This window comes from Pseudomonas folii (genome assembly GCF_014357575.1).
GTDB classification, from domain to species: Bacteria; Pseudomonadota; Gammaproteobacteria; order Pseudomonadales; family Pseudomonadaceae; genus Aquipseudomonas; species Aquipseudomonas folii.
The window spans coordinates 1-16,682 of record NZ_JACONW010000122.1; the positions used below are offsets into that span (position 1 = coordinate 1).

Genomic DNA, 16,682 nt, shown 5'->3' on the forward strand with positions numbered 1-16,682 from the left:
CCACAAGGGATTAGCGGCGTACCAGCAACACCCCGGACTCCATATGGTGGGTATACGGAAACTGGTCAAACAGCGCGCAACGCTCGACACGGTGAGTGTCGTTGAGCTGGGCGACGTTGGCGGCCAGGGTTTCCGGGTTGCAGGAAATGTACAGAATGCGCTCGAAGCGGCGCGTCAGCTCGCAGGTGTCCGGGTCCATACCCGCGCGGGGCGGGTCGACGAAGACGCTGCCAAAGTCGTAACTCTTCAAATCCACGCCATGCAGCCGGCGGAACGGACGCACTTCATTCAGTGCCTCGGTCAGTTCTTCTGCAGACAGGCGCACCAGCGTCACGTTATCCACCGCGTTATCGGCCAGATTGCTCAAGGCGGCGTTAACCGATGTCTTGCTGATTTCGGTCGCCAGCACTTTGCGGACACGGGTCGCCAACGGCAGGGTGAAGTTGCCGTTGCCGCAATACAACTCCAGCAAATCATCTTCACGGTCGCCCAGCGCGGCATACGCCCAGTCGAGCATCTTCTGGTTCACCGTGCCGTTGGGCTGGGTGAACGCGCCTTCAGGCTGACGGTAACTGAAGGTGCGACCGGCGACTTCAAGCTGTTCGGTCACGTAATCACGACCAATCACCAGACGCTGGCCCTTTGAACGGCCGATCAGGCTCACGTCCAGGTCGGCGGCCAGCTTTTCGGCTTCGGCCAGCCACTCGTCGTCCAGCGGGCGGTGATAACACATTGTGATCATCGCATCGCCTGCCAGCGTGGTCAGGAAGTCCACTTGGAACAGCTTGTGGTTAAGCACCTTGCTGGCTTCCCAGCGGTCGCGCAGTACTGGCATCAATGCGTTGATGCGCAGGCTGGCAATCGGCAGGCCATCGAGCAGGATCGGGTTCTTGTTATCCCCAGGGGTAAACATCGCGTAGTGACGCTTCTGGTCTTCACGCCACAGGCGGAACTCGGCGCGCAGCCGGTAGTTGGCCTTGGGTGAGTCAAACACCTGAGGCTCCGGCGCATCAAAAGGGGCAAGCAGTTCACGCAGGCGATCTGCTTTGGCCTGGAGTTGAGTGTCATAGCTCGCAGGGTCGAACGGAATACTTGCACTCATGCCGGAAACCAACCCAATTTGATAACGAACAGAATCGACAGGATCACCAGCGCGGGATTCAGCTCACGCCACTGGCCCGACAGCAGTTTGATGCCTGTCCAGGCGATGAAACCAAAGGCAATGCCGTTGGCGATGGAGTAGGTGAACGGCATCGCCAGCGCAGTAATAACGACGGGTGCAGCGACCGACAGATCATCCCAATCGATTTCCGCCAGCCCGGAGGTCATCAGAACCGCCACGAACAGCAGCGCCGGGGCAGTGGCGAACGCCGGAACGCTGCCTGCCAGCGGCGCGAAGAACAACGCCAGCAGGAACAGGATCGCAACGACGATGGCGGTCAGACCGGTGCGGCCGCCAGCACTGACGCCTGCCGCCGATTCGATGTAGCTGGTGGTGGTCGAAGTACCCAGCAGCGAACCCGCCATGGCGGCGGTGCTGTCGGCGATCAGTGCACGGCCCATTTTTGGCATGTGGCCGTTCTTGTCCATCAGCCCGGCGCGTTTGGCGACGCCGATCAGCGTGCCGGAGTTGTCGAACAGGTCCACGAACAGGAAGGCGAAGATCACGCTGATCAGGCCGACATCAAAGGCGCCTTTGATGTCCAGTTGCAGGAAGGTCGGGGCCAGGGATGGTGGCATCGACACCACACCACCGAAAGGCGTGAAGCCCAGCAGAATCGAGACAATGGTTACGGCCAGAATGCCGATCAGCACGGCGCCACGCACCTTGAGTTTTTCCAGGGCAACAATCAGGAAAAAGCCCAAGGTGGCGAGTACCGGTGCTGGTTGCTTCAGATCACCCATGCCGACCATGGTGGCCGGGTTGCTGACCACGATGCCAGCGTTGTGCAGGGCGATCAGTGCCAGGAACAGGCCGATACCGGCGGCAATCGCCGAGCGCAGTGGCAGCGGGATGCTGTTGATGATCCATTCACGGATGCGAAAGATCGACAGGACAAAGAACATCACCGCCGAAATGAATACCGCGCCCAGTGCCACCTGCCAGGTATGGCCCATGTGCAGCACAACGGTGTATGTGAAGAAGGCGTTCAGGCCCATACCCGGTGCCAGGGCAATCGGGTAGTTGGCGATGATGCCCATTGTGGCCGAGCCGATGGCGGCCGCCAGACAGGTGGCGACGAACAACGCGCCTTTGTCCATGCCGGTCGCGCCGAGGATGCTCGGGTTGACGAACAGGATGTAGGCCATGGCCAGAAAGGTCGTGACGCCCGCGAGAATCTCGGTGCGCACGTTGGTGTTGTGTGCCTTGAGTTGAAACAGCCGTTCCAGCATGTCTGGCTCCCCGGTGACGCGCCTGCGTCGTGAATGAATCGACTAGAACAGCAAAGCACAGACTGCCGAAGCGGCCCGCGGATTTTGTACCTGTCGGAAAAAGCCGCGCATGATACCAGTCGAACGGGTTTGTGACTGCCTGCTGATGAATGGTGTGCTGTTGCATTCATTCTTCAGATTTCTCTGAACAGCGCTGGACAGCGGTTCGCTGTAGATCAAATCGACTGCATCGCGGGCAAGCACCGCTCCCACAGTGCCAGCGTCCGGCTCAAATGCTTGTGTGAATTCAGTCCAACAGGCTGGCGTGGATCCTGTGGGAGCCAGGCGTGCCCGCGATACATGAGACGCAGCCAGAAGACTCACTGCATTGTCGTTTATCGCCCGGATGCCGTCTAAGTCACGCATCACCCACTGGATCAACACTCATCAACAAACCCTGAACGATTGCCAAACCCCGCGAGTCGTACCCCTTAAGACGCAGAAAAACTGCGCTGTTTGAGTACCTACCGTGAGGTTTCCATGAGTTCACCAACCCCCCAGGATTTCGCTGGCCACGCGATTAGCCTGACCCTCAACGGTCAGCCGCGACAGCTCAACGTCCAGCCTTGGACAACATTGCTCGATTTGCTTCGAGACCAGCTTGATCTGGTCGGCAGCAAGAAAGGCTGCGATCACGGCCAATGTGGCGCGTGTACCGTTCTGCGCGACGGCAAGCGGATCAATTCCTGTCTGACCCTGGCGATCATGTGTGACGGCGCAGAGCTGACCACGATTGAAGGGCTTGCAGACGGCGAGCAACTGCACCCGATGCAGCAGGCGTTCATCAAGCATGACGCCTTTCAATGCGGCTATTGCACGCCCGGGCAGATCTGCTCGGCGGTCGGGCTGGCCAATGAAGGTCGCGCCAACAGCCGTGCCGAGATTCAGGAACTGATGAGCGGCAACCTGTGCCGCTGCGGTGCCTACAGCAACATTCTGGCGGCGGTGGAAGAAGTCCTGCCCGAGCTGCGCAACACCCATTCAGAGATGGGTAGCTTCGAGAAAGCGGAGGGCAGCCGATGAATCCCTTTATCTACAGCCGCCCAACCAGTGTCAGCGAAGCGGTCAATCTTAGCGGTGCTGCGACCCGGTTCATCGCGGGCGGTACTAACCTGCTCGATCTGATGAAAGAAAACGTCGCACGGCCCGAGCATCTGATCGACATCACCCGGTTGCCACTGAACGACATCAGCGAAACCGACAACGGTGGACTGCTCATCGGCGCACTGGTGAGCAACGCTGATCTGGCCTGGCATCCGTTGATCGAACAACGTTACCCGCTGCTGTCCCAGGCCGTACTGGCCGGAGCATCGCCACAACTTCGCAACATGGCGAGCACAGGCGGTAACCTGCTGCAGCGCACACGTTGCTACTACTTCTATGACTCCACTGTGCCGTGCAATAAACGCGAGCCTGGCAGCGGTTGCCCGGCGCGAGACGGCCTGAACCGTATCCACGCGATTCTGGGGGCCAGCGACGAATGCGTCGCGACTCATCCTTCGGACATGTGCGTTGCTCTCGCCGCGCTTGAAGCCATTGTCCATGTTCAGGGGCGTGCAGGTCAGCGCACCATCGAGTTTGCCGACTTCCATCGTCTGCCCGGCGATGCGCCTCAGCGTGATAACCAATTGGCCGATGACGAGCTGATTACCGCAATCGAGCTCCCTGCACCCGGCTTCGCGGGTCAGGGCAAGTACCTGAAAATCCGTGATCGGGCTTCCTACGCCTTCGCGCTGATCTCGGTTGCAGCGTCGTTGGAGCTGGACGGTGATGTCATTCGCGACGTGCGTCTGGCGCTGGGCGGTGTTGCTCACAAGCCATGGCGCGACAAGGTCGTGGAGCAAATGTTGGTCGGCAAACCCGTCTCCCGCGAGAACTTCGCAGCCGCCGCCGATGCACTGCTGGCCGATGCCGAGCCGCTGGAACACAACGCTTTTAAAGTCAAACTGGCACGTCGGGCGATCATTCGAACCCTTAGCGATGCCGCGGTCGATGCAGCCGCTTCAGGAGGGAACGCCTAATGAATACGCCTGTTTCGCCACTGGGCCAAGCGCTTGACCGGGTAGACGGCAAGCTCAAAGTTACCGGTCAGGCCCGTTATGCCGGTGAATACCCGGAAACCGGTTTGCTGCATGGCAGCGTGGTCTCCAGCACTATCGCTCGCGGTCGTGTGACGCACATCGACATCACCGAAGCCCTGCGCGTGCCGGGGGTCGTGATGGTGCTTGATCACAAGAACCGTCCCAAGCTCGCCAGCTATGACGAGAACTATGAAGACGCCGATTCGGCAGACGGTTCGCCATTTCGTCCGCTGTATAACGATCGCGTGTTGTACAGCGGCCAGCCGCTGGCGCTTGTCGTTGCCGAGACCCTTGAGCTGGCACGTTATGCCGGTTCTCTGGTACGTATCGAATATCTGGTCGAAGCCCACGAAACCGATCTGCTGGCGGTGCAGGGTGACAGTTATGCGGCACCGGCTGAACTGCCCGCGCCGCGCGGTGACTTTCAGGCGAGTTTTGCCAATTCCGCACTGACTGTCGATGCCCATTACAGTACGCCGGTCGAGCATCACAACCCGATGGAGCCCCATGCTTCAACGGTGTTTTACAAGGACGATGGCAGCCTGCAGGTTCATGACAAGACCCAAGGTCCGCAAAACTGTCAGGACTATCTGCACAACGTATTCGGTATCCCGAAAGACAAGATTCAGGTGCTGGCGGCCTTTGTCGGCGGTGCGTTCGGCTCGGGGCTGCGTCCGCAGTATCAACTGCCGCTGGCGGTAATGGCGGCGCTGGAACTCAAGCGTTCAGTGCGCGTTACCCTGACTCGACAGCAGATGTTCACTTTCGGCTATCGTCCGCGCACGTTGCAGCACTTGCGTCTGGGCGCGTCGGCGGATGGCCGTTTGCTGGCGGTTGGGCACGGTGCAATCGGTCAGACGTCCCGGTTTGAGGATTTCAGCGAGCATGTCGTTGAATGGAGCGGCATGCTCTACAAGTGCGACAACGTCGAGCTGACCTACAAGCTCGCACCACTGGACGTTTACACCCCGCTGGATATGCGCGCGCCAGGCGCTGCCTTGGGTCTGATCGGCCTGGAGTGCGCCATGGATGAACTGGCTGTTGCCTTGGCGATGGACCCGGTGCAGCTGCGTCAGGTCAATTTCGCTGATCGCAACGGCAACGAAGACAAGCCGTATTCCAGCAAGCAATTGCGCGCTTGTTATACCCAGGGCGCAGACCGCTTCGGCTGGAGCCACCGCAACCCTGAGCCGCGCAGCATGCGCGAAGGTCGCCAGTTGATCGGCTGGGGCATGGCGGGCGGCGTCTGGGAAGCGATGCAGATGAAAGCCAGTGCCAAGGCGCATATCGACGCCCAGGGCAAATTGACGGTCAGCAGTGCGACAACTGATATCGGCACCGGCACTTACACGGTTATGACGCAAATTGCAGCCGAAGCGGCGGGCGTTGCTGTCGAAGACACGACTTTCGTGCTGGGGGATTCGTCGTTGCCAACAGCTCCCTTGCAGGGTGGTTCTTTCACGATATCGTCCGTGGGCACTGCCGTGCAGCAGGCCAGCAAGGCATTGCGCGAGAAGCTGTTTACCGCAGCGGGTCAGATTGACGCGAAGTTTTTTGCCGCGAAGGTCGAGCAAATGACCGTGGCTGATGGATACGTGTCGCTGGGCGATCATCGATTGGCACTCAGCGAAGTGCTGAGCAGTTGGCCTGAAGGCTTGCAGGTGCAGGTTGATGCCGAGCCTGATGCAAAGCGCGAAGGTTACTCGAGCGCTACACACTCGGCGGTATTCGTTGAAGTGCAGGTCGATGAAGACCTGGGCACGATTCGTGTCAGCCGGGTGGTCAGCGCAGTGGCCGCAGGCCGAGTGGTCAACCCGAAAATGGCTCGCAGCCAGATACTGGGCGGCGTGGTCTGGGGGCTGGGCATGGCCTTGCAGGAAGAAACCCAGAGCGATCATAAGCTTGGCCGTTTTATGAACCATAGCCTCGCCGAGTACCACATCCCGGTTAACGCCGATATCAACGACATTGACGTGATTTTTGTCGAAGAAAACGATGAAATCGTCAACGCGCTGGGTTCGAAAGGGGTCGGCGAGATTGGCATCGTCGGCGTTGCGGCGGCGGTGGCCAACGCGATTTACCATGCAACCGGCAAGCGGGTTCGGGACTTCCCGATAACGCTGGATAAGGTGCTCTGACGGCATTATCCCTGTGTAAACTCGCAACTTTGTGGGAGCTGGGCTTGCCCGCGATGCATGAGACGTAGCTAGAAGACATATCGCGTCATCGTTCATCGCGAGCAAGCTCAGCTCCCACAGGTTTGATGTGATCCCGCGGACTGGCGTTAGCCGGGAAGAGGCAGGTACGGACGCTGAATCTTTATCAGCAGAAATATCGCTTTCCCGGCTAAAGCCGGTCCCACGTCGGCCGGCGTGCAAACAAGGAATCTCCCACAGGAATCGCTGATACGTGGGACCGGCTTCAGCCGGGAAGAGGCAGGTATAGACGCTGAATCTTTATCAGCAGAAATATCGCTTTCCCGGCTAAAGCCGGTCCCACGTCGGCCGGCGTGCAAACAAGGAATCTCCCACAGGAATCGCTGATGACGTGGGACCGGCTTCAGCCGGGAAGAGGCAGGTATAGACGCTGAATCTTTATCAGCAGAAATATCGCTTTCCCGGCTAAAGCCGGTTCCACGTCGGCTGGCGTGCAAACAAGGAATCTCCCACAGGTTCCCTGCGACCCTACACCTTCTGCGCTTCCGCCTCCGCTACGACATCTCTCATGCGGTCGCGGTTGGCCAGGGTCGGGAACAGTTTGATCCAGATACCCGTCACCGCCAGGGTGCCTACGCCCCCCATCACCACCGCCGGAACCACGCCAAACCAGTGCGCGGTCAGGCCGGATTCAAACTCACCCAACTGATTCGAAGCGCCAATGAACAGCCCGTTGACCGCGCTGACCCGGCCGCGCATTTCATCAGGGGTTTCAAGTTGCACGAAGGATGCGCGGATCACCATGCTGATCATGTCCGCTGCGCCGAGCACCGCCAACACGGCCATGGAAAACCAGAACGATGTCGACAGACCAAACGCGATGGTCGCCACGCCGAACACGCCGACGGCGGTGAACATCACACGCCCCACGTGCCGCTCGACGTTGAAGTGCGCAAGCCATAGCGACATCGCCAATGCGCCAACCGCTGGAGCCGAGCGCAGCATGCCCAGCCCCCAGGGGCCGGTCAGCAGAATGTCCTTGGCAAACACCGGCAGCAGCGCGGTCGCGCCGCCCAACAGCACCGCGAACAGGTCCAGCGAAATCGCGCCGAGTACGTCCGGACGGCTGCGGATAAAGCGAATCCCGGCCAGCAGCGAGTCAAGCGTGGCTTTGTTCTTGTTCAGCGGCGTCTGTCGGGCGGGGAGGCTGAGCATCAGCGAGCAGGCGATGACGTAAAGCAGCACGGTTGGCCCGTACACCCAGCTACTGCCGAATGCGTACAGAAAACCGCCCAGTGCCGGAGCGACGATGGTTGCCGATTGCTGTGCCGATTGCGCCGCAGCCACTGCCCGAGGGAAAAGGGCAGGGGGCACGATGCTCGGCAGCAAAGCCTGAGTGGTGGGCATTTCAAAAGAGCGAGAGGCGCCTAGCGCAAAGGCCAGAATAAAGATCATCTCCCGCGTGACGCTGTCGGTGCTGCTACCGATGAACAGCGCCAGTGCAATACACGCCTGCGCGGTCTGGCAAATCGCGGCCACTTTACGGCGATCGTACCGATCTGCCACATGCCCGGTGTGCAGCATGAACAGCACACGAGGCGCGAACTCCACCAGACCCACTAGCCCGAGGTCCAGCACGTTGCCGGTCAACTGGTAGAGATTCCAGCCTATGGCCACCGTCAGCATTTGAAAACCGCTGGCGGTAAAAATGCGGGCAAACCAGAAAGCGACGAACGGACGATGGTGGCGCAGTAACACTGGGGCTTGAGTCGGCATGAGCACAACAGCCAGGCAGGAGAGAGCGGCCAGATTATCAGTTTGTAACAGTTAGTTGCATGAAAAGCCGGTCAGATTGGATCCAGATCTGAAGGTTTTTTTACGTCACAGCCATAGACCGTGGCAATGAAAGTTCTTCTCATGTGCCTGCAAAGCAGGGCTGCAGAGCGGTGAGACAACTCGCCACGCGGCAAAAGACCACACGTCCGAGAGGCTGAAATGGGACTACTCTTTGACAGTCGGTTGATCTGCGTCAATGCCCACAAGGCAAAAGAAACGGCAGGCGGCTTGACGGACTTCAAGGTTGCGCAATGGGCCGATGGAAAGGGCTGAGCCTTTTTTCTTCCACCACCCAGAACGTTTTCAACCTGCCGCGCTCCTTACCAGTGGGGGGCAGTGGCTGCTGACCTCGAGTCACCAGCCGTATCACCTGATAGAGGAAAACCCAATGTTCGGTTTGGATGCAATTGAGCTCGCCCGAATTCAGTTCGCGTTTACCATCTCGTTCCACATCCTGTTCCCTGCCATTACCATCGGTCTGGCAAGTTACCTGGCGGTGCTGGAAGGCCTGTGGCTCAAGACCCACAACAACGTCTACCGAGACCTTTACCATTTCTGGTCGAAGATCTTTGCCGTCAACTTCGGCATGGGCGTGGTGTCCGGTCTGGTCATGGCGTATCAGTTTGGTACCAACTGGAGCCGCTTCTCCGACTTTGCCGGAGCCGTCACCGGGCCGCTGCTGACGTACGAAGTGCTGACAGCCTTCTTCCTCGAAGCCGGTTTCCTGGGCGTGATGCTGTTCGGCTGGAACCGCGTCGGGCGCAACCTGCACTTCTTCTCTACGGTCATGGTCGCCATCGGCACCCTGATCTCTACCTTCTGGATTCTGTCCTCCAACAGCTGGATGCAGACCCCACAAGGTTACGAAATCATCGACGGCCGTGTGATCCCCACTGACTGGTTCGCCGTGGTGTTCAACCCGTCCTTCCCGTATCGCTTGCTGCACATGTCCATCGCGGCATTCGTAGCAACGGCATTCTTTGTCGGCTCGTCTGCTGCGTGGCATCTGTTGCGTGGCCGGGACACCCCGCAAATCCGCAAAATGCTTTCCATGGCAATGTGGATGGCCCTGATCGTCGCTCCCGTGCAAGCGGTGGTCGGCGACTTCCATGGCTTGAACACTCTTGAACACCAGCCAGCGAAAATCGCAGCGATTGAAGGCCACTGGGAAAACGTCGGTGACGAGCCCACGCCGTTGATCCTGTTCGGCTTGCCGGACATGAAAGAAGAGCGCACCAAGTACGCGGTTGAAATTCCGTACCTGGGCAGCCTGATCCTGACTCACAGCCTGGACAAGCAAGTACCGGCTCTCAAGGAATTCAAACCGGAAGACCGTCCGAATTCCACCATCGTGTTCTGGTCGTTCCGGGTCATGGTGGGTCTCGGCTTCCTGATGATCTTCACCGGTCTGTGGAGCCTCTGGCTGCGCAAACGCGGCACGCTTTATAACTCCCGCGCGTTCCTGTATCTGGCGTTGTGGATGGGACCTTCCGGCTTGATCGCGATCCTGGCGGGCTGGTTCACCACTGAAATCGGCCGTCAGCCGTGGGTTGTGTACGGCCTGATGCGGACTTCCGACGCTTCATCCGGACACAGCGTTACGCAAATGAGCATCACGCTGGTGATGTTCGTGGTGGTCTACTTCGTGCTGTTCGGTGCCGGTCTTGGTTACATGATGCGTCTGGTACGCAAAGGTCCGAAAGCCTACGTCGAGCATGTTCCAGAAGGTGGCCCAGGTCAGAACCGTACACCCGCCCGTCCACTCTCCGCCGCTGTTGAAGGTGCGGAAGATGGCGACAATCTCGACAGTCTGGGCAAGGGGAACTGAGTCATGGGTATTGATCTTCCACTCATCTGGGCAATCATCATCATCTTCGGCGTGATGATGTATGTAGTGATGGACGGCTTCGACCTCGGCATCGGGATTCTCTTCCCGTTCATGAAGGACAAGACCGACCGCGATGTAATGATGAACACGGTTGCGCCGGTCTGGGACGGCAACGAAACCTGGCTGGTATTGGGTGGCGCCGGTTTGTTCGGCGCATTCCCGCTGGCCTATTCGGTAGTGTTGTCGGCACTCTACCTGCCACTGATGCTGATGCTTGTCGGTCTGATTTTCCGCGGTGTTGCTTTCGAATTTCGTTTCAAGGCAACCGATGAAAAACGTCACCTGTGGGACAAGGCTTTCATTGGCGGCTCTCTGACTGCGACGTTCTTTCAGGGCGTGGCACTGGGTGCGTTCATTGACGGTATTCCGGTGGTCAATCGCCAGTTCGCGGGCGGTGATCTGGACTGGTTCTCGCCGTTCACCGTGTTCTGCGGTCTGGCGCTGATCGTCGCTTATGCGCTGCTGGGTTGCACCTGGCTGATCATGAAGACCGAAGGTGCCCTGCAGAAAGCCATGCATAACCTGGCGCGTCCGTTGGCCACCGCCTTGCTGGTAGTGATTGGTGTTGTAAGCATCTGGACGCCGCTGGCGCACCCTGACATTGCCACCCGCTGGTTCACGCTGCCGAATCTGTTCTGGTTCCTGCCAGTCCCGGTTCTGGTGCTGATCACCATGTATGGTCTGTTCAAGGCCGTGGCGCGCAACGCTAACTACACGCCATTCCTGCTGACGCTGCTGCTGATCTTCCTTGGCTATAGTGGTCTTGGTATCAGCCTGTGGCCGAACATCATCCCCCCGTCGGTTTCGATCTGGGATGCATCATCGCCACCGCAAAGCCAGGGCTTCATGCTGGTGGGTACGCTGTTCATCATCCCGTTGATTCTGGTTTACACCTTCTGGAGCTACTACGTATTCCGCGGCAAGGTGACCCACGAAGACGGTTACCACTAGCAGATGACCGCCCCAGCGCTCGGCGCTGGGGCTATCGATAGAGGAGAGACTGGCGATGTCTGGCAAAGAATCTTTTCATGAAGAGCAAGACCCGGCGTTGAAGAAGCCACTGTGGCAACGTCTGGCGTGGCTGGCCGGTATCTGGGCTGCGAGCGTATTTGCACTGTTCATCGTCGCAAGCATATTGCGACTGTTCATGAACGCTGCGGGCCTGACGACCCACTGATTCAAAATCCCATCCTGCGTCCCATCGACGCGGTTTTATAACCCTCCACTGGAGGGTTTTTTTTGCCATGCAGATAGCGATCCTGTAGGAGCTGCCGAAGGCTGCGAATTGCGGTGTGTCAGACAAAACGCTTTCGCAGCCTTCGGCAGCTCCTACAGGATCGTCTTTTGGGCGAAGTTGTTACTTACGCGCCTTGAGGATCACAAACTTCGGCGTGGCTGCCACTTGCTCTACACCGCGAAACAGGCGCGCCAGTTTGGTGTGATAACCCAAGTGACGGTTGCCCACCACGTACAACGCCCCACCCGGCACCAGCGCAGCGCGTGCTTGCTGGAACATGCGCCAGGCCAGAAAGTCACCGACGACTTGTTGTTGATGAAACGGCGGGTTGCACAACACCACGTCGAGGGAGTCAGGTTCCTGCCCCGCCAGACCGTCGTCGGCACGCAAGATCACTTCTCGTTCGCCCAATGCCGTACGCCAGTTCTGCTCCGCTGACTGGACCGCCATGTACGACTCATCAACCAGCGTGTAATGCGCCTGAGGATTTGCCAGGGCACTGGCAATCGCCAATACACCGTTGCCACAGCCGAGGTCGGCAACTCGTGCGCTGCCCAGGTTTTTTGGCAGATGTGGCAGGAACGCGCGAGTGCCGATATCCAGACCTTCACGGCAGAACACGTTGGCGTGATTCACCAGTTCGATAGCCGGTTCGTCCAGTTTGTAGTGTGTCGGGTAGGGCGACGGAGCGTTCTTTTTGAGCTCAGGCGTTGCGAACAGCAGCCTGGCTTTTTTCACCCCAAGAGAAGCGCTGACCGGGCCGATGTACTCCTCCAGCAACTCGCCCGCTGAGCGCGGCAAGTGCTTGATCATTGCAGCAGCGACGACACGAGCGCCGGGAGCCAGTTGGCCTTGCAGGCGAATCAATTGTTCTTCAAGCAGCGCGAGGGTTTTCGGCACGCGAATCAACACCCAGTCGAACGGGCCGACTGCTGTTTCACTGGCGGGGACTAAAGTGACCGCATCATAGGCCATGCCGTTGCGTACGAGGTTTTTCTGTAAACCATGCGCCGCGAGCCAGGAGTCGGTGCTGCTGGTGACGGCCGCATGCTGAGCAAGGCTGGCCGCCAGCGCGCCGAAGCTGTCATTGAGTACCAGCACTTTGCTTTGCAGCGTCAGGCCATGCTCCGCCACATAGTTGAGTAGGTATTCATCGGCAGCGTCGAACGCCTGCAGCGGTTCGTCTTGCTGTTCCGGTTGGCGGATGAGGTCAAGCTGGGCGAGCGGGGTATCAAGCAACGGCATGGGCGGGAAAACTCTGGACAATCGACGATTGGTCACCGAGGCCCGTGAAGCGATGGGCTGGCTAAGGCGGGTGATTTTACGTGCTTTTTGCCGCTGGGTACCTGTCCTTGCGTCGTTAGTCAGAACATTCCGCTCAGTGCCGCCTGGACCACCGCTGAGGTTTTGTTGCATGCGCCCATTTTTTGCACCGCGTTGGCCACGTGAAAATGCACTGTACGTTCCTTCATGCTCAGAATAATGGCGATGTCCGCCGCAGTTTTTCCTTCAGCCGTCCATTTCAGTATCTCTATTTCCCTGGCAGTCAGTTTCTTCATGCCGTAACTGTGCAGCGCCTCTAAGGATTGGGTCCCCATTTTTTTTGCCTTCCTGTCGGTCCAGCTTTTGTCCGTGGGTTACGTTTCTAAGTGTAGAAAAAATCCAGATGCGAAAATCCGGCGCAGCGGCACTGCAGACAGATGGAATGCTGGCGTTTTGTCTCATGAGTGGAAAAAGAATTCGCGACTCGCTACACAGCCGGGTCCAGAGGGGTCTTTGAACTCCAGCTGCAGGTATGGCTATACGCTCAAGAGACAAATGATCTAACCGCGCCTGTCTGAGTTGAAACGCGGTTTGGATAACCGTGTGGCGGGACACCGCGGTGCAGTTCGGCAAATGGATGGCCAGTGGGGCCGGCGTAAGGTCGAATGGTCGTGTTATGCCATGAGTCCGTTATCGATGATAAGGATGCCACTACAAACCAGCGGTGTTTATCCACTGCACTTTGCGGGACACTGGGCACCTCCGTTTATGTGCAGGAGTCAGGATCGACCATGACCGCCAGTGAAGAAAAATACACCCGCCAGACGCTGCTCAGCGTGACGCCATTGACCCCAAGCCTGTTCACACTGCGCACCACTCGCGACCCGGGCTTTCGCTTTACGGCCGGGCAGTTTGCGCGTTTGGGTGTCGCCAAGGCCGACGGCAGCATCGTGTGGCGTGCGTATTCAATGGCGTCCTCACCCCACGACGAGTTTCTGGAGTTTTTCTCCATTGTTGTGCCGGGAGGCGAGTTCACCAGCGAGCTGAGCCGCTTGCGTGAAGGTGACACTCTGTTCGTCGAAAAGCTCGCCACGGGTTATCTGACGGTGGACAGATTTACCGACGGCCGTGACCTCTGGTTGTTATCCACAGGCACCGGCGTCGCGCCGTTCCTGTCGATTCTTCAGGACTTCGAGGTGTGGGAAAAATTTGATCGTATCGTTCTGGTGTACAGCGCCCGCGAGGCGAAGGAATTGGCGTATCAACCGCTGATTGCCGGACTCACCGAGCGTGATTACCTGGCTGAGTACGCCGACAAGCTTATCTATGTGCCGGTAGTCACTCGCGAACAAGTTCCTGGCGCGTTGAATGGCCGGATTACTCAGTTGATAGAAAGTGGTGAGCTGGAGGCCGCAGCAGGTTTGCCGCTAACCCCCGAGCACTCGCGAGTGATGATCTGCGGCAACCCGCAAATGATCGAAGACACCCGAGCGTTGCTTAAAGCGCGCGACATGAACCTTAACCTGACACGGCGGCCAGGGCAGGTGGTTGTCGAGAATTATTGGTGACACGTCTTAGGCTGAGCACCGAACCCCGTGGGGATTCTATGTGCCTGCAACTTTCGACGTGGGACCGGCTTCAGCCGGGAATAGGCCGGAACAGGCACTGAATGTAGTCCTGCCGAATACTGCTTTCCCGGCTAAAGCCGGTCCCACGTCATCTGATGCAAACACAGAGAAGTGTTTAGCTAACTACTAAACCGGATGCTTCGGATCCACAGTAATCGGTGCCGACGGCTGATGCTGTTCCTTCAACAGGTCACGAATCTCACCGAGCAGCAGTTCCTGCTTGGTTGGCGTCGGTGGCAGGGTTGGGGCCTTGGCTTCTTCGCGTTTGAGGCGATTGATCGCTTTTACGCCCATGAAAATGGCGAAGGCGACAATGATGAAGTCGATAACTGTCTGGATGAACTTGCCGTAAGCCAGCACTACCGCAGGGGCCGTACCTTCTGCAGGTCTGAGGATAACGGCGAGGTCACTGAAGTCCACACCGCCGATCAGCAGCCCGAGAGGCGGCATGATGACATCGCCGACGAACGACGAAACGATCTTGCCGAATGCCGCACCAATGATGATACCGACGGCCATATCGACCACGTTACCTTTGACGGCAAAGGCTTTGAACTCGCTTAGTACGCTCATGGGTCTTTCCTTGTAACTGATGAGATTTGTCCAATGCAGTGTAAGTCAGCTGCACGCGTTGCGCTGGGCACCCTGCAATCGACCGGGCTTTTCTGACGAAGTTTTATGAATTTCCTCAAAAAGACAGTGCCGCATGCTTACCGACGCGCTGACAGCAGCTGCGTTATGATTGCCAACTTTTACCGATGGGGTTGTCATGGCCAAGGCCAAACGCTTGTATGGCTGCACTGAGTGCGGTGCGACTTTTCCCAAGTGGGCCGGGCAGTGCAGCGAATGCGGCGCCTGGAACACACTGGTGGAAACCGTGTTGGAAAGCGGCAGCGCTGCGCCACCCAGCGGCCGCTCAGGCTGGACCGGGCAGCAGACCCAGATCCGTACGCTGGCCGAGGTCAGTGTCGAGGAAATCCCGAGGTTCTCCACCAACTCGGCCGAGCTGGACCGGGTATTGGGCGGTGGTCTGGTCGATGGCTCGGTGGTGCTGATCGGCGGTGATCCGGGGATCGGCAAGTCCACGATTCTGCTGCAAACCCTGTGCAACATTGCCGAGCGCATGCCCGCTCTGTATGTGACAGGCGAGGAATCCCAGCAGCAAGTCGCGATGCGCGCCCGTCGTCTGGGGTTGCCACAGGACAAGCTGCAGGTCATGACCGAAACCTGCATCGAAAACATCATTGCCACCGCCAAGGTCGAAAAGCCCAAGGTCATGGTGATCGACTCGATCCAGACGATTTTTACCGAACAACTGCAATCCGCTCCGGGCGGTGTCTCGCAAGTGCGTGAAAGTGCGGCCTTGCTGGTGCGTTATGCCAAACAGAGTGGCACCGCGATTTTTCTGGTAGGCCATGTCACCAAAGAGGGCGCATTGGCGGGGCCACGCGTGCTTGAGCACATGGTGGACACGGTTCTGTATTTCGAAGGCGAATCCGATGGCCGTCTGCGTTTGCTTCGAGCAGTGAAAAACCGTTTCGGCGCGGTCAACGAGCTGGGCGTTTTCGGCATGACGGACAAGGGGCTCAAAGAGGTCTCGAATCCGTCGGCGATCTTTCTGACCCGAGCTCAGGAAGAGGTGCCGGGCAGTGTGGTGATGGCGACCTGGGAAGGTACGCGGCCGATGCTGGTGGAGGTTCAGGCGCTGGTGGATGACAGCCATATGTCCAATCCACGTCGCGTGACGCTGGGACTGGATCAGAACCGTCTGGCGATGCTACTGGCTGTGCTGCACCGACATGGCGGCATTCCGACTCACGATCAGGATGTTTTCCTGAACGTGGTGGGCGGCGTCAAAGTCCTGGAGACCGCGTCGGATCTGGCGCTGATGGCGGCGGTGATGTCCAGTCTGCGTAACCGTCCATTGCCTCATGATTTGCTGGTGTTTGGTGAGGTAGGGCTGTCCGGCGAAGTTCGCCCGGTGCCGAGCGGTCAGGAACGTCTCAAGGAAGCCGCCAAACACGGCTTCAAACGGGCGATCGTCCCTAAGGGCAACGCCCCGAAAGAGGCGCCGCCGGGGTTGCAGGTCATTGCAGTCACCCGCTTGGAACAGGCGCTGGATGCGTTGTTTGAATAACGTTCGAGAGGCTCTGTAGGAGC

The 16,682-nt window shown here is 58.5% G+C and carries 14 protein-coding genes; 8 read left to right on the forward strand and 6 right to left on the reverse strand.

The window, feature by feature from the left end:
* Positions 1-10 precede the first annotated feature (10 nt).
* The gene (gene trmA, locus H8S59_RS20480) at positions 11-1,102 is read right to left on the reverse strand and encodes a tRNA (uridine(54)-C5)-methyltransferase TrmA (RefSeq protein ID WP_187522617.1); all 1,092 of its coding nucleotides are present in this window, start codon (positions 1,100-1,102) and stop codon (positions 11-13) included.
* Entirely contained in the window at positions 1,099-2,394 is a 1,296-nt protein-coding gene (locus H8S59_RS20485; protein WP_187522618.1) for an NCS2 family permease, read from the reverse strand. Before H8S59_RS20485 ends, trmA begins: the two co-directional genes overlap by 4 nt.
* 519 nt (positions 2,395-2,913) lie before the next feature.
* Between H8S59_RS20485 and H8S59_RS20490 the strand changes: the two genes are divergently transcribed.
* Genes H8S59_RS20490 through H8S59_RS20500 form a run of 3 tightly spaced genes read left to right on the forward strand, consistent with a single transcriptional unit; the run spans position 2,914 to position 6,652 of the window.
* Positions 2,914-3,456: a (2Fe-2S)-binding protein gene (locus H8S59_RS20490; RefSeq protein ID WP_087272602.1), complete on the forward strand. Its 543-nt coding sequence runs from the start codon at positions 2,914-2,916 to the stop codon at positions 3,454-3,456.
* A complete protein-coding gene (locus H8S59_RS20495; RefSeq protein WP_095096839.1) occupies positions 3,453-4,454 on the forward strand; it encodes an FAD binding domain-containing protein in 1,002 nt (333 codons plus the stop codon). Before H8S59_RS20490 ends, H8S59_RS20495 begins: the two co-directional genes overlap by 4 nt.
* The gene (locus tag H8S59_RS20500) at positions 4,454-6,652 is read left to right on the forward strand and encodes a xanthine dehydrogenase family protein molybdopterin-binding subunit (RefSeq protein ID WP_187522619.1); all 2,199 of its coding nucleotides are present in this window, start codon (positions 4,454-4,456) and stop codon (positions 6,650-6,652) included. The genes H8S59_RS20495 and H8S59_RS20500 overlap by 1 nt, the downstream gene beginning before the upstream one ends.
* Before the next feature lie 546 nt (positions 6,653-7,198).
* Here H8S59_RS20500 and H8S59_RS20505 read toward each other — a convergent pair.
* The gene (locus tag H8S59_RS20505; RefSeq protein WP_187522620.1) at positions 7,199-8,446 is read right to left on the reverse strand and encodes an MFS transporter; all 1,248 of its coding nucleotides are present in this window, start codon (positions 8,444-8,446) and stop codon (positions 7,199-7,201) included.
* A 448-nt stretch (positions 8,447-8,894) separates the two neighbouring features.
* Here H8S59_RS20505 and H8S59_RS20510 point away from each other — a divergent pair, with 448 nt between their 5' ends.
* The 3 genes from H8S59_RS20510 to H8S59_RS20520 are packed head-to-tail and all read left to right on the forward strand — an operon-like array spanning position 8,895 to position 11,571.
* Positions 8,895-10,334 (forward strand): cytochrome ubiquinol oxidase subunit I, encoded by a 1,440-nt coding sequence (locus H8S59_RS20510; RefSeq protein ID WP_187522621.1) that lies wholly within the window; start codon positions 8,895-8,897, stop codon positions 10,332-10,334.
* Positions 10,335-10,337: 3 nt separating this feature from the next.
* Entirely contained in the window at positions 10,338-11,345 is a 1,008-nt protein-coding gene (cydB, locus tag H8S59_RS20515; RefSeq protein ID WP_095096827.1) for a cytochrome d ubiquinol oxidase subunit II, read from the forward strand.
* 55 nt (positions 11,346-11,400) lie between these two features.
* Positions 11,401-11,571: a DUF2474 domain-containing protein gene (locus tag H8S59_RS20520; RefSeq protein WP_049827148.1), complete on the forward strand. Its 171-nt coding sequence runs from the start codon at positions 11,401-11,403 to the stop codon at positions 11,569-11,571.
* A gap of 180 nt (positions 11,572-11,751) precedes the next feature.
* Here the strand turns inward: H8S59_RS20520 and H8S59_RS20525 are convergent, their stop codons facing one another.
* Both H8S59_RS20525 and H8S59_RS20530 read right to left on the reverse strand, forming a co-directional pair.
* Complete coding sequence (locus H8S59_RS20525) at positions 11,752-12,876, reverse strand: methyltransferase (RefSeq protein WP_187522622.1); 1,125 nt, start codon at positions 12,874-12,876, stop codon at positions 11,752-11,754.
* A gap of 119 nt (positions 12,877-12,995) precedes the next feature.
* Entirely contained in the window at positions 12,996-13,229 is a 234-nt protein-coding gene (locus H8S59_RS20530) for a LuxR C-terminal-related transcriptional regulator (RefSeq protein WP_187522623.1), read from the reverse strand.
* A 456-nt stretch (positions 13,230-13,685) separates the two neighbouring features.
* On the opposite strand from H8S59_RS20530, the gene H8S59_RS20535 reads away from it, so the two are divergent.
* Positions 13,686-14,462 carry a ferredoxin--NADP reductase gene (locus H8S59_RS20535; protein WP_187522624.1) on the forward strand — a complete coding sequence of 259 codons (777 nt, stop codon included), beginning with the start codon at positions 13,686-13,688 and terminating at the stop codon, positions 14,460-14,462.
* Between the two features lie 186 nt (positions 14,463-14,648).
* Here H8S59_RS20535 and mscL read toward each other — a convergent pair whose 3' ends face one another.
* The gene (gene mscL / locus H8S59_RS20540; RefSeq protein WP_095096815.1) at positions 14,649-15,095 is read right to left on the reverse strand and encodes a large-conductance mechanosensitive channel protein MscL; all 447 of its coding nucleotides are present in this window, start codon (positions 15,093-15,095) and stop codon (positions 14,649-14,651) included.
* Between the two features lie 196 nt (positions 15,096-15,291).
* Here mscL and radA point away from each other — a divergent pair, with 196 nt between their 5' ends.
* Positions 15,292-16,659, forward strand: coding sequence for a DNA repair protein RadA (gene radA, locus H8S59_RS20545; RefSeq protein WP_095096812.1), 1,368 nt, complete (start codon positions 15,292-15,294; stop codon positions 16,657-16,659).
* Positions 16,660-16,682: the final 23 nt, after the last annotated feature.